The organism is Streptomyces sp. NPDC111628, assembly GCF_055635195.1.
Genome location: NZ_JBVKBZ010000006.1, coordinates 288,503 through 301,007, shown reverse-complemented (window position 1 = coordinate 301,007; position 12,505 = coordinate 288,503). Strand labels below are relative to the sequence as shown.

Below are 12,505 nucleotides of genomic sequence, written 5' to 3'. Positions count from 1 at the left end.
TGTACTAGCTGATCTTGATCTTGTCGATGGAGTCGTCGTCCCGGACCTTGTCGGAGATCTTCTGCAGGGCCGCGGTGAGGCCCTTGCGGTCGAGGTCACCGGAGAGGAACGAGTTCCACGGCACCAACTGGTCGGTGTTCATGCCGTAGGCTTCGACGAACCTCCTCATGTCGTAGATGTTGTCGCCCGCGGCCTCGAGCATCGTCGTCTGGGAGACGAGGGCGGCCGATCCGAAGCCGTCGGCGGGCACGGTGCCCTTGACCACCGTCGGGGCCAGCTTTGTCTTGGAGAAGTTGGCGGCCGCCTTCTCGGACAGCATCGCCCGCAGCACTTCCTTGCCACCGGCCGGGTTCTTGCCCTGCTTGGGCACGATGAACGGCTCGCCCGCTGCGGCGTGGAGCGACTCGTAGGGCAGCTTCGGCTTGTCCGTGAGCGTCATCTCCGGGAACCCGGTCATCTGGAAGTCCTTCTTGGTGGCCTTCGCCATCTCGTTCTCGATCCAGCCACCGGACGGGTAGAGCAGCGCCTTCTGGTCGTTGCTCCAGATCGCCTGCGCCTTCTGGAACTGGGTGCCGGAGCCGCCGGGAACGAACATCTTCTCCTTGATCATGGTCTCCATGACCTTGAGGACGCCCTGGATGGCCGGATGCGACCAGGCGTCCTTCTCGAGATTGCCGAGGGCGAGCCGGACCTCGTCACCGCCCTCCTTGATCGCTGAGGCGAACAGCATCGTCTGGTAGTAGGTCGCGGCTTCCTTGCCGTGGACGAAGAGGTACTTGCCCTTCTTCTTCGCCTTCTGGCCGAGGTCGAGCGCCTCGTTCCAGGTCTTCGGCGGGGTCCAGTTGTTCTCGTCGAAGAGCGTCTTCGAGTACCAGACGCCGTACACCGTCATCACGTACCGGAGCGCGACGAACTTGCCGTTGTACGTTCCGGGGTCCTTGACGCCGGGGTAGACGATGTCGGCGATCTTCTTGCCTTCGTAGGTGTTGGCCTCGAAGAGGTCGTCGAGCTCCTCCAGCTGGTCGAGGATGCCGAGGAAGCCGATCTGGTCCTCACCGGAGTTGTCGATCAGGTCCGGCGGGTTGCCGCCGACGAAGCGGGGCTGGAGCTGGGGGGCGATGTCGACGACCGGCTTGACCTGGACCTTGAGTCCCTTGACCTGGCTGGCGAGCACCTGGTTGGTGTAGTCGACGTAGTCGGTGCCGTAGCCGCCGTCGAAGATGGCCGCTTCGACCGCGGAGTTCGCGGCGACACCGAACGGGTTGTTGGCGCTCTTCTCGCCCTTCGGGCCGCCGCCGCTGTCCTTGTCCTCGCTGGAGGGAGAGCTGCACGCGACCGCGAACGAGCCCATCGCCGCGGTGGCGATGGCCCCGCGCAGGAGTGTCCGCCTGTCAAGAGAGCCGGCACGAATGGTCATCTTTGCATCCTCACTGATCGGTTGGTTCTGTCCGGGTGTGCTGCGTGTGCGGCGTTGTCGCCGTCGTCTCGGAGCCGCGGTGCGGCGCCGATGATCAGCTGAGCGATGCCGGCACAACAGTCGCCGGGGCCGGAGCGGCGGTCGCGCTCCGCCTGATCAGATCGTGATGGCCCACGCCGGTGGTGGATCCCATGCTCAAGTCCTCGCCTTCTCCAGGACTCAGGCGGTGAACCGGATCCTCCCCGGCACCGCGTTCGGGTCAAGCTGGGTCGTGCAGGAAATGCGGCCGTACAAGGTCGGGTGCGGTGAAGATGCCCCGGAGTGCCGACAGGTATAGTCCACTTTCACTTGGCGGAGCAAGATCGAATGCAAGGTTCACGGTACGTCTTTTCCGAGTTGAGACCTCCCGGAAATATGAGTGGCCTGTGCACCGCATGCCGGAGGAATCCCTGCCATAAGCCCCGAACGCCACATCAACACCCTTGACATCACATGCCACTTGACCCCTACTGGTCCTTGCGCAGTTGATTTGACAACGTTGTCCCACGCGCAGGGAGGGTGGCCAGGACATGCAGTACAGAGTTCGGCACAGATGGGGTCCGGCGGTCGTCATGACGACCGCCTTCGCTTTGGCGGTGGGTTCCCAGGGGGCGGCGGTCGCACTGCCGGACGCGCCCGCCAAGGCCGACCGGGAGTTCGCGTCGTCCTTCGAGGCGGACGACCCGGCTCCGGACTGGACCGACACCGTGGAGACCGGCGCGGACGGCGGCAAGCGGGCCTCCGGTGTGGACGGCGGGTACAGCACCGGCATACCCGGCAATGTCACCGAGAACGTCACCGCCGTGCGCGCCAGCGCCGAGAACACGGGCGGCCGGGAGGTGAAGGAGAACCTCGTCGACAACGAGCCGGCCACCAAGTGGCTCACCTTCGCGCCGACCGGCTGGGTCGAGTTCGACCTCGACGCACCGACGAAGATCGCCAAGTACGCGCTCACCTCGGCCAACGACCACGACGAACGCGACCCGCTGGACTGGACGCTGAAGGGCTCGGCGGACGGCGAGACCTGGCAGACGCTGGACACCCGATCCGGGGAGCACTTCGGCGAGCGGTTCCAGACCAAGACCTACGAACTCGCCGAGACCGCCGAGTTCCAGCACTTCCGGCTGGAGATCACCAAGAACAACGGGGCGGGTGACGCGCTCCAGCTCGCCGACGTGCAGCTGGCCACCAGCGACACGGAGGTCCCCACTCCCGAGGACATGCTCTCCTTCGTCGACGAGGGCCCGGTGGGCTCGCCGACCGCGAAGGCGAACGCCGGGTTCACCGGCAAGCACGCGCTGCGCTACGCGGGCCGGCACACGGCGGACGGCCGGGGCTACTCGTACAACAAGGTCTTCGACGTGAACGTCAAGGTCGACCGGCGCAGCGAGCTGTCGTACAAGATCTTCCCGTCGATGGCCGACGGCGACCTCGACTACGACGCCACGAACGTCTCCGTCGATCTCGCCTTCACCGACGGCACCTACCTGAGCGACCTCAAGGCCACCGACCAGCACGGGTTCCCGCTGACGCCGCGCGGTCAGGGCGACGCCAAGATCCTCTACGTGAACCAGTGGAACAGCGTGCAGTCCGGGATCGGTTCGGTCGCGGCCGGCAAGACCGTCGACCGGATCCTGATCGCGTACGACTCCCCCAAGGGCCCGGCGAAGTTCCGCGGCTGGCTGGACGACGTGGAGATCGAGCGGGCCGGGCCCGAGCGTCCCAAGGCCCACCTGTCCGACTACGCGCTCACCACCCGCGGCACCAACTCCAGCGGCAGCTTCTCGCGCGGCAACAACTTCCCCGCGACCGCCGTGCCGCACGGCTTCAACTTCTGGACGCCGGTGACCAACGCCGGTTCGCTCAGCTGGATCTACGAGTACGCCAGCGGCAACAACGACGACAACCTGCCCACCGTGCAGGCGTTCTCCGCGAGCCACGAGCCGAGCCCCTGGATGGGCGACCGGCAGACCTTCCAGGTGATGCCGTCGGCCGCCTCCGGCACCCCGGACACCGGCCGGGACGCCCGCGAGCTGGCCTTCCGGCACGAGAACGAGACGGCCAGGCCGTACTACTACGGGGTGCGGTTCGAGAACGGCGTCAAGGCCGAGATGACGCCGACCGACCACGCGGCGATGATGCGCTTCACCTACCCCGGTGACGACGCCAGCGTCATCTTCGACAACGTCGAGGACAACGCCGGCCTGACCCTGGACAAGGAGAACGGCACCTTCACCGGCTACTCGGACGTCAAGTCCGGCGGCTCCGCCGGTGCCACCCGCCTCTTCGTCTACGGCGAGTTCGACAGCAAGGTCACCGGCGGCGACTCCAGCGGCGTCAAGGGCCACCTGCGCTTCGACGCCGGCCGGGACCACGCCGTGACGATGCGCATCGCCACCTCGCTGATCAGCGTGGACCAGGCGAAGGACAACCTGCGCCAGGAGATCCCGAAGCGCGCCTCCTTCGACAAGGTCAAGCGCGACGCCCAGAAGCAGTGGGACAAGATCCTCGGCAAGGTCGAGGTCGAGGGCGCCACACAGGACCAGCTGACCACGCTGTACTCCGGCCTCTACCGGCTGTACCTGTACCCGAACGCGGGCCACGAGAAGGTCGACGGAAAGTACAAGTACGCCTCCCCGTTCTCCAAGGCGGTCAAGGAGAACACGCCGACCGAGACCGGCGCCAAGATCGTGGACGGCAAGGTCTACGTCAACAACGGCTTCTGGGACACGTACCGGACCGCCTGGCCCGCGTACTCGTTCCTCACCCCGTCCCAGGCCGGTGAGCTGGTCGACGGCTTCGTGCAGCAGTACAAGGACGGCGGCTGGACCTCGCGCTGGTCCTCCCCCGGCTACGCGGACCTGATGACCGGCACCTCCTCCGACGTGGCCTTCGCCGACGCCTACGTCAAGGGCGTCGACTTCGACGCGAAGGCGGCGTACGACGCGGCGGTGAAGAACGCCACCGTCGTGCCGCCGTCCTCGGGCGTGGGCCGCAAGGGCATGGAGACCTCGCCGTTCCTCGGCTACGCCGGTACCGAGACGCACGAGGGCCTGTCGTGGTCGCTGGAGGGCTACCTCAACGACTACGGCATCGCGAAGATGGGCGAGAAGCTCTACAAGGAGACCGGCGAGAAGCGGTACAAGGACGAGTCCGCGTACTTCCTCAACCGCGCCCAGGACTACGTCAACCTCTTCGACGCGAAGGCCGGCTTCTTCCAGGGCAAGGACAACAAGGGCGACTGGCGCGTCGACTCCGAGAAGTACGACCCGCGCGTGTGGGGCTACGACTACACGGAGACCAACGGCTGGGGCTACGCCTTCACCGCCCCGCAGGACAGCCGGGGCCTGGCCAACCTGTACGGCGGCCGGGACGCCCTCGGCGACAAGCTCGACGAGTACCTGTCCACCCCCGAGACGGCCTCCCCGGACCTCAAGGGCTCCTACGGCGGGGTCATCCACGAGATGGTCGAGGCGCGGGACGTCCGCATGGGCATGTACGGGCACTCCAACCAGGTCGCCCACCACGCCCTGTACATGTACGACGCGGCCGGGCAGCCGTACAAGACGCAGAAGAACATCCGCGAGGTGCTCCAGCGGCTGTACACCGGCAGCGACATCGGCCAGGGCTACCACGGCGACGAGGACAACGGCGAGCAGTCGGCCTGGTTCCTCTTCTCCTCGCTCGGCTTCTACCCCCTGGTGATGGGCAGCGGCGAGTACGCCATCGGGTCCCCGCTGTTCAAGAAGGCGACGGTGCACCTGGAGAACGGCCGCGAGCTGGTCGTCAAGGCCCCGAAGAACAGCACGAAGAACGTCTACGTGCAGGGCCTGAAGGTCAACGGCAAGCGCTGGAACTCCACTTCGCTCCCCCACTCGCTGATCGCCAAGGGCGGCGTCCTGGAGTTCGACATGGGCGCGAAGCCCTCCTCGTGGGGCACGGGTGAGAACGCGGCGCCGCCGTCGATCACCAAGGACGACGAGGTGCCGACCCCGCGCACCGACGCCATCACGGGTCAGGGCGCGCTGTTCGACAACACCTCGGCGACCGACGCGAGCGTGACCTCGGTGGACCTGCCCGTGTCCGGCGAGGGCGCCAAGGCGGTCCAGTACACGCTCACCTCCTCGGCGGACCGCACCAAGGCCCCGACCGGCTGGAAGCTCCAGGGCTCGGCCGACGGCACCACCTGGCGGACGCTGGACGAGCGCTCCGGCGAATCCTTCGCCTGGGACCGGCAGACGCGCGCGTTCTCGGTGAAGTCGCCGGGCTCGTACACCAAGTACCGGCTGGTCCTGGACGGCGCGCACACGCTGGCGGAGGTGGAACTGCTGGCGTAGGCGACCCGCACCGCTGACGGACGGGCGGCGGGTTCCGGCTTCGGCCGGAACCCGCCGTTGTCTTGTGCCGCCCCATTCCCCTGCGCCGGCGCATGCACCAAAATGATCGGGCGCCGTCGGCGGCCGCCGGGGCGCGTCACGCATCGTCAGGGGGAACACATGCGGACTTCCATCGGCAAACGGGTCACCGGGCTGGTCGCGGGCGCACTGCTCACGGCGGGGGCCCTGTTCGCGACCGCCGCCCCGGCCCAGGCCTACGACCCGGACCCCAGCGTCTCCACGTACTACCGCGACACCGACAGCTGCCCGTGCAGCGGCGGCACGCTCGGCGACCCGTTCGACGGCACCTACTTCGCGCACGACGCGGGCGGCACGGCCGTCAAGATGGAGCTGAACGACGCGGGCTGGTTCATCGGCAAGGTCGAGTTCCACCCCGACGGCGAGAAGCTCTGGGTGTACGACACCAAGAACGACGGCGACGGGTTCTACGTGGCCGTCGGCTACTCGTCCGGCGGTTCCTACCACGACCTGGGCACCTTCTCGGCGCCGGGCACCTCCGCCACCGTGGACAAGACGGTCAAGAACTTCGACATCCCGGACGGCGCGTACGTGGACATCACGGTCTACGACGGCTCGGGCCGGTCCGACTACATCGCCGCGGCGCGCGGCACCGGCGGGGCGGTCGCCTGACGGCATGGACGCCCCCATCGACCCGGCCTGGCTGCCGGACTCCGCCTTCAGTGCGGTCGGCACCCGGCGCGTGCTCGTGCGCGGAGCCGGGCCGCTCGTGGACACCGTGCGCGGCGAGACGGCGGCGGCCTGCGCGCGGTTCGGGGGCGCGCTCGTGCGCGAGGACTCCGCCGCCGATCTCGTGCTGGAGCTGACCGACGGGGGAACCGACGGCGCCGGGGACTTCGGGGACGAGGGCTTCGGGTACGTCCGCGAGGACGGCCGGACCACCGTCACGGCGTCCGCCGGGCGCGGGCTGCTGTACGGCCTGTTCCACGTCGTGCGGCTCGGCGAGGCGGCGTTCCTGGGCGACCCGGTCCACGAGGAGCACCGCCCGGCCCTCACGCTGCGGATGCTGGACCACTGGGACAACGTGGCCGTGCACCCGGTGATGGGCCAGGTCGAGCGGGGTTACGCGGGCGGTTCGCTGTTCTGGGCCGCCGGGCGGGCCCGCGACGGCCTGGACCGGGTGCGGGCGTACGGCAGGCTGCTGGCGGCCTGCGGCATCAACGCGGTCTGCGTCAACAACGTCAACGTCCACGAGACCGAGGCGCACCTGCTCACCGACCGGATCGGCGAGGTCGCCGCGATCGCCGGCGCGCTCAGGCCCTACGGCGTGCGCACGCACCTGTCGGTGAGCTTCGCCGCACCGGTCGTCCTCGGCCCGCTGTCCACCGCCGACCCGCTGGACGCCCGGGTGCGGGACTGGTGGGCCGGGACGACGGAGCGGGTGTACGAGGCGGTCCCGGACTTCGGCGGGTACGTGGTGAAGGCCGACTCGGAGGGGCAGCCCGGCCCGTTCGCGTACGGCCGCACGCACGCGGACGGCGCCAACCTGCTGGCCGCCGCACTCGTCCCGTACGGCGGCACCGTGCACTGGCGGGCCTTCGTCTACGACCACCGCCAGGACTGGCGGGACCGGTCGACGGACCGCGCCCGGGCCGCGTACGACCACTTCGTGCCGCTGGACGGCGACTTCGCCGCGAACGCGGTGCTCCAGGTCAAGCACGGCCCGATGGACTTCCAGGTGCGCGAGCCGGTGTCGCCGCTGATCGGCACGATGCCGGGCACCCGGCTCGCGGTGGAGGTGCAGGCCACGCAGGAGTACACCGGGCAGCAGCGGCACGTGTGCTGGCTGGGCCCGATGTGGAGCGAGGCGCTCCGCTTCCGGCCGGACGGCGAGGTGGGCGTGGGGCGGCTGGCGGACGGGCTGGTGGCGGTGTCCAACGTGGGCGACGACCCGTTCTGGACCGGCCACCCGCTCGCCCAGGCCAACCTGTACACCTTCGGGCGGCTCGCCTGGGACCCGGCGGCGGACCCGCGCGCGGTCCTCGACGAGTGGATCGCGCTGACCCATCCGGGAGCCGGGCGACGCCTGTCCGAGGGCCTGCACGCCGTCCTCGACGACTCCTGGGCGACGTACGAGAAGTACACCGCCCCGCTCGGCGTCGGCTTCATGGTGCAGCCCGGGCACCACTACGGGCCGAGCGTGGACGGCTACGAGTACAGCCCGTGGGGCACCTACCACTTCGCCGACCGCGACGGCGTCGGCGTGGACCGCAGCGCGGGAACCGGCACCGGGTACGCGGCGCAGTACGCCGGTCCCTGGGCGGAGCTGTTCGAGTCGCCCAGGACCTGCCCCGACGAACTGCTGCTGTTCTTCCACCACGTGCCCTACGGCCATGTGCTGCACAGCGGGAAGACCGTGATCCAGCACATCTACGACACCCACTTCGAGGGCGTCGAGGAGGCCGAGGAGGCCCGCCGGGTGTGGACGTCCCTCGCGGACCTGGTCGAGCCCGCCCGGCACGCCCGGGTGGCGGAGCGGTACGAGGAGCAGGTGCGGTCCGCCCGCGAGTGGCGCGACCAGGTCAACAGCTACTTCCTGCGCAAGTCGGGGGTGCCGGACGAGCGGGGACGGACCATCCACTGAGGGCGTGGGGCCATGAGCGGCCGATGCCGGTGATGCTCCCTCACCAGGCTGCACGAGTGTTCTCATACGACGAGTTGACCTCGCCGGAGCGCGGCGGCGGCACTCGTTCCCCGTCTCAGCTGGCGGTCATGCCGTGAACTCCTCCCGCGTTTCCTCGATCACCGGTCGGCTGCTGTGCAGCAGGGAGAGCAGCAGGGGTGCGGCCAGCAGGGCGGGCAGCGCCTCGGTCAGCAGGGCGGTCAGGGCGGCGGTCAGAAGCAGCAGCGAGGCGGCGCCGAGGGTGGCGCGGCCGTGCCGGAGCAGGAAGTACGCGGCGAGGCGGGCGGTGTCGCGGGTGCGGAAGGTGAACAGGGAGGTCAGGACGAGGGCGTGCGCGCCCCACACCAGGGAGCCGGCGCCCACCAGCGCGAGCAGCGCCGCCCACCAGCCGGGCAGGCCGGTGGCGCCGAAGTGGGTGAGCGTGAAGGCGATGACGGTGAGCCAGGCCAGCAGGGGCGCCCACAGCCGGAGCGCCGGGAGGGCGCCCAGCCGCCAACCGCGTGCGTAGGCGCGGGCCGGGTGGAGTTCGGTGAGGTCGGCGCTGCGGTGGTGCAGGGCGTACACGGCGGCGGACAGGGCGGGCCCGAGCGGCAGCAGGCACAGGGCGGCGAGGGGGAGGTTGGCGGGGTCGGGGGCGAGCAGGAAGAGACCGGCGAAGCCGGGTGCCGAGGCGAGGAGCAGCAGGGCCTCGACGGTGAGCAGGGTGTGGATCAGGGCGGCGGCGCGGGAGAGGACGCCGGTGCCGAAACCGGCGGTGCGCGCGGTGCTCACTCCGGGTCCCGGCCGCTCTCCGGGTCCCGGCCATGCTCCGGGGCCCGGCCGAGCAGGCGGCGCTCGTCCCACCAGGTGGGGGTCTCGTCCTCGACGGGGCTCAGCTCGACGAAGGCGACCTCGTGCCGGGCGAGGGTGAGGGGCAGGTCCACGCGGCCGTCCTCGACCGGCAGGCTCCGATGGGTGCGGGCGGGTTCGGCGGCCTCGTGGAGGACGTCGAGCTGGTGGGGGCGGGGCGAGCGGGGGCTGCCCATGCGACGCCAGGCGGTGTACGCGTTGCCGTGCTCCTCGTCGACGGTGAGCCGCCGGACGAACGCCTCGCCCCGGCCGGCGATCGCGTCCTGTGCGCCGACCGGCAGGGACAGCCGCAGTGCGTGTGCCTCCGGCCCGGCTGTGGCGCCCGTCGGGTCGACGGGCGCCCAGGCCAGGACGGTGACCCGGCCGTCCGGGTGCCGGGTGACGAGGTGGTCGTCGCCGCGGGTCAGCAGGTCGGGGCCCATCCGGGCGAGGAAGGCGTACAGGTGGAAGGCGGGCTTTTTGACCTGCCGGAGGGTGAGCAGCCCGAAGCCGCCGTGGAACAGGGCTGTGGGGACGCCGGTCTCCTCGAAGACGTCGCTGAACGTCCAGTACGAGAAGGAGTCGACGAGGTCGCCGCCCCCCGCCAGGACCGGGGCGAGGTAGGCGGCGTGGAAGGCGGTGTCGTGGACGTGGTTGTCGGGCCGGTAGGAGGAGTTGAACTCGCTGATGTGCACGGGCGTGTCCGCGAGCCGGGTGCCCTTGAGGGTGCGGCGGGGCTCGGCGAACTGGTCGAGCAGCCGGCCGGCCGGGGCGAGCGTCTGGTGCACGCCGAAGGGGACGTGCTGGGCGGGCCCGGAGCTGTAGGCGTGGCGGGAGACGAAGTCGACGGGGACGTCGCGGCGTTCGGTGAACGCGGCGAACCGCGCCAGCCAGTCGGGCCCGGCCCCGGGCGACACCGCCGGGCCGCCCACCTGGAGTCCCGCGTCCACCTCCTTCACGGCGTGCGCGGTGGCCTCGTACAGGCGGTGGTAGGCGTCCTGGTCCGCGTGCTGCCAGAAGTCGGGCAGGTCGGGTTCGTTCCAGACCTCGACGGGCCAGGTGCGGACCTCGTCGAGACCGTAGCGGTCGACGAGGTGGGCGAGCGTCGCCTGGACGAGAGCGGTCCACTCGGCGAGGTCGCGGGGCGGGGTGACGTTGCCGCGCCACCAGAAGACCGTCTGCTCGCCGCTCGCCAGGCCGCCGGGCATGAAGCCGAGTTCGAGGAAGGGGCGGACGCCCGCCGCCAGCCAGGCGTCGACGACCTGGTCTACGTGGGTGAAGGAGTGGTGGACGTACCGGGTGCCCCGGTGGGTGTAGGGGCGGTGGACGGCCATGCCGTCGCTGAACAGGCCGTGGCCGCGGATGAACCGGAAGCCGATCTCGCGCTGGAGCAGGGCGAGGGAGTCCTGGTGGTCGCGGCGCAGGGCGAGGTCGAGGCGGCCGGTGCCGACGCAGGTGCGCCAGGCGTCGGGGAAGGCGCCGGCCGGGTCGGCCGGAACGTGGACGCGAGCGGTCACCCCTGCTCCTTCCTGAACCGCTCGTGTGCCTTGTTGTGGACGTCGACCAGCCGGTCCATGTTCTTGGCCTTCAGCTCGGTCAGATAGGCGTCCCACTCCGACACGGGGCGCTTGCCGAGGATGAACCGGAGGGTGTTCTGCCGGACGTGGTCCTTGAGGGGTGTGTCCCAGAGGGTGGCCTGTTCCTGCTCCACGGACTGGAGCGGGTGGGCCGGGTCGACGGGGAGTTCCTTGCGCCGCGACATGACTTCCTGGAACTTCTTCTCGTCGGGGCTGAAGGCGGAGGAGACCAGTTCCCAGCTGCCGCCGTAGGAGAAGACGCCGTTGTAGAAGCCGTAGTCCTTCTGGAGGTCCTTGGGGGCGTCCGGGGCGGAGCCCATCAGGCTGATGCCGTCGGCGACCCGGTAGCTGCCGCCGGACTCGGTGTAGGTGACGCCCTCGACGCCCCACTTGGTGAACTTCTGGCCCTCGTCGGAGTACCAGAGCCAGTCCACGAACTGCATGAGGGCGACGAAGTCGTCGCGGTCCAGGGCGTCGCTGGAGATCATCATGCCGTTCTCCAGGCGGGAGCCGCCGAGCACCACGGGGCCCGCCGGTCCGAGCGGGACGGGGATCATCTCGATCGTCGCGCCCTTGACCTGCCGCTGGAGGTTGTACCGGTAGTTCTGCACCAGCTCCTGCGGGTTGGCGCTGATCGCGAAGGACTTCTCGGAGAGCAGCTTCTTGACCGCCTCGTCGTCGCTCTGGGTGAAGCCCTCGGGGTCCACCAGCTTCTCGTCGACGAGTTGGCGCAGGTACTCGATCATCTGCCGGTAGCCGTCGGTCGCGCCGGTGAAGACGAACTGCCCGGCCTTCGCGTCCCAGCTGGTGTTCAGGTACGACCAGCCGGCCCGGACGCCGTGCGCCTGGCCGATGTAGCCGAGGAGGGCGCCGCCCGGCTCGGGCTGGTTCCAGCGGTCGGAGAAGGGGTGGCTGCCGGGGTACTCCGACTTGAGCGCCCGGAAGACGTCGGCCGTCTCCTCCAGCGTGGACGGCAGGCTCAGGCCCAGCTTGTCGAGGACGTCGGTGCGCAGCGCGAGGGAGTAGTTGGCCTTGGCCCGCTCGTGCATGCCGGGCAGCAGGTAGTACTTGCCGTCGGACTGGCGCAGGGAGTCCACCTCCGGCGTCAGCTTCCATCTGCGCACCTTGTCGCGGAAGTTGGGCATCAGTTCCACGTGGTCGCTGACGGCGAGGACGGAGCCCGACGCCACGAACGGGGTCTCCTGCCCGGGGTAGGTCTTGGGCAGGAGCAGCGGGGCGTCGCCCGCGCCGATGAGCAGGCTGCGCTTCTTCTCGTAGTCGCTGAGCGGCACGTCGGTGCGCCTGAAGCTGACGCCGGTGCGCTTGGTCAGCTCCTTCCAGAGCAGCCAGTCGTCCTTCGGCGGGTAGTTGGGGTTGCTGAGGTGCAGCAGCGAGAAGGTGAGCGGCTTGGCCGCCTTGAACCGCTGGCCGGTCCGGTACTCCTTCATCGCACCGTCTCGCTTCTTCGACAGGTCCTTGGAGTCCCCGCCGTCGTCGCCGCTGCCGCAGCCGGCGAGAGCGGCGAGGCCGGCGAAGCCCGCGGCGGCCAGGATCTGCCGCCGGGAAAGGTGTGCTGCGTTCTTCACGGTTGCTCCCTCGGTGTGGC

General features: G+C 69.8%; 7 protein-coding genes. 3 read left to right on the top strand and 4 right to left on the bottom strand.

Annotated elements, in window-relative coordinates; all coding sequences use genetic code 11:
• Positions 1-4 precede the first annotated feature (4 nt).
• Complete coding sequence (gene ngcE, locus ACZ7MF_RS30780) at positions 5-1,417, bottom strand: N-acetylglucosamine/diacetylchitobiose ABC transporter substrate-binding protein (protein WP_471481542.1); 1,413 nt, start codon at positions 1,415-1,417, stop codon at positions 5-7.
• A 569-nt stretch (positions 1,418-1,986) separates the two neighbouring features.
• On the opposite strand from ngcE, the gene ACZ7MF_RS30775 reads away from it, so the two are divergent.
• The 3 genes from ACZ7MF_RS30775 (at position 1,987) to ACZ7MF_RS30765 (ending at position 8,455) form a co-directional block, all read left to right on the top strand.
• Positions 1,987-5,793: a GH92 family glycosyl hydrolase gene (locus ACZ7MF_RS30775; protein ID WP_471481541.1), complete on the top strand. Its 3,807-nt coding sequence runs from the start codon at positions 1,987-1,989 to the stop codon at positions 5,791-5,793.
• Between the two features lie 159 nt (positions 5,794-5,952).
• Positions 5,953-6,483: a hypothetical protein gene (locus tag ACZ7MF_RS30770; protein WP_356857151.1), complete on the top strand. Its 531-nt coding sequence runs from the start codon at positions 5,953-5,955 to the stop codon at positions 6,481-6,483.
• Between the two features lie 4 nt (positions 6,484-6,487).
• Complete coding sequence (locus ACZ7MF_RS30765) at positions 6,488-8,455, top strand: alpha-glucuronidase (protein WP_471481540.1); 1,968 nt, start codon at positions 6,488-6,490, stop codon at positions 8,453-8,455.
• A gap of 126 nt (positions 8,456-8,581) precedes the next feature.
• Here the strand turns inward: ACZ7MF_RS30765 and ACZ7MF_RS30760 are convergent, their stop codons facing one another.
• The 3 genes from ACZ7MF_RS30760 to ACZ7MF_RS30750 are packed head-to-tail and all read right to left on the bottom strand — an operon-like array spanning position 8,582 to position 12,485.
• The gene (locus tag ACZ7MF_RS30760; RefSeq protein WP_471481539.1) at positions 8,582-9,265 is read right to left on the bottom strand and encodes a hypothetical protein; all 684 of its coding nucleotides are present in this window, start codon (positions 9,263-9,265) and stop codon (positions 8,582-8,584) included.
• Positions 9,262-10,839, bottom strand: coding sequence for a GH39 family glycosyl hydrolase (locus ACZ7MF_RS30755; RefSeq protein ID WP_471481538.1), 1,578 nt, complete (start codon positions 10,837-10,839; stop codon positions 9,262-9,264). The genes ACZ7MF_RS30760 and ACZ7MF_RS30755 overlap by 4 nt, the downstream gene beginning before the upstream one ends.
• Positions 10,836-12,485 (bottom strand): ABC transporter substrate-binding protein, encoded by a 1,650-nt coding sequence (locus ACZ7MF_RS30750; RefSeq protein WP_471481537.1) that lies wholly within the window; start codon positions 12,483-12,485, stop codon positions 10,836-10,838. The genes ACZ7MF_RS30755 and ACZ7MF_RS30750 overlap by 4 nt, the downstream gene beginning before the upstream one ends.
• Positions 12,486-12,505 lie beyond the last annotated feature (20 nt).

Excerpts from the sequence above, each read along its gene's own strand:
- ngcE (WP_471481542.1), bottom strand. The coding sequence starts at position 1,417 with ATGACCATTCGTGCCGGCTCTCTTGACAGGCGGACACTCCTGCGCGGG.
- ACZ7MF_RS30775 (WP_471481541.1), top strand. The coding sequence starts at position 1,987 with ATGCAGTACAGAGTTCGGCACAGATGGGGTCCGGCGGTCGTCATGACG.
- ACZ7MF_RS30770 (WP_356857151.1), top strand. The coding sequence starts at position 5,953 with ATGCGGACTTCCATCGGCAAACGGGTCACCGGGCTGGTCGCGGGCGCA.
- ACZ7MF_RS30765 (WP_471481540.1), top strand. The coding sequence starts at position 6,488 with ATGGACGCCCCCATCGACCCGGCCTGGCTGCCGGACTCCGCCTTCAGT.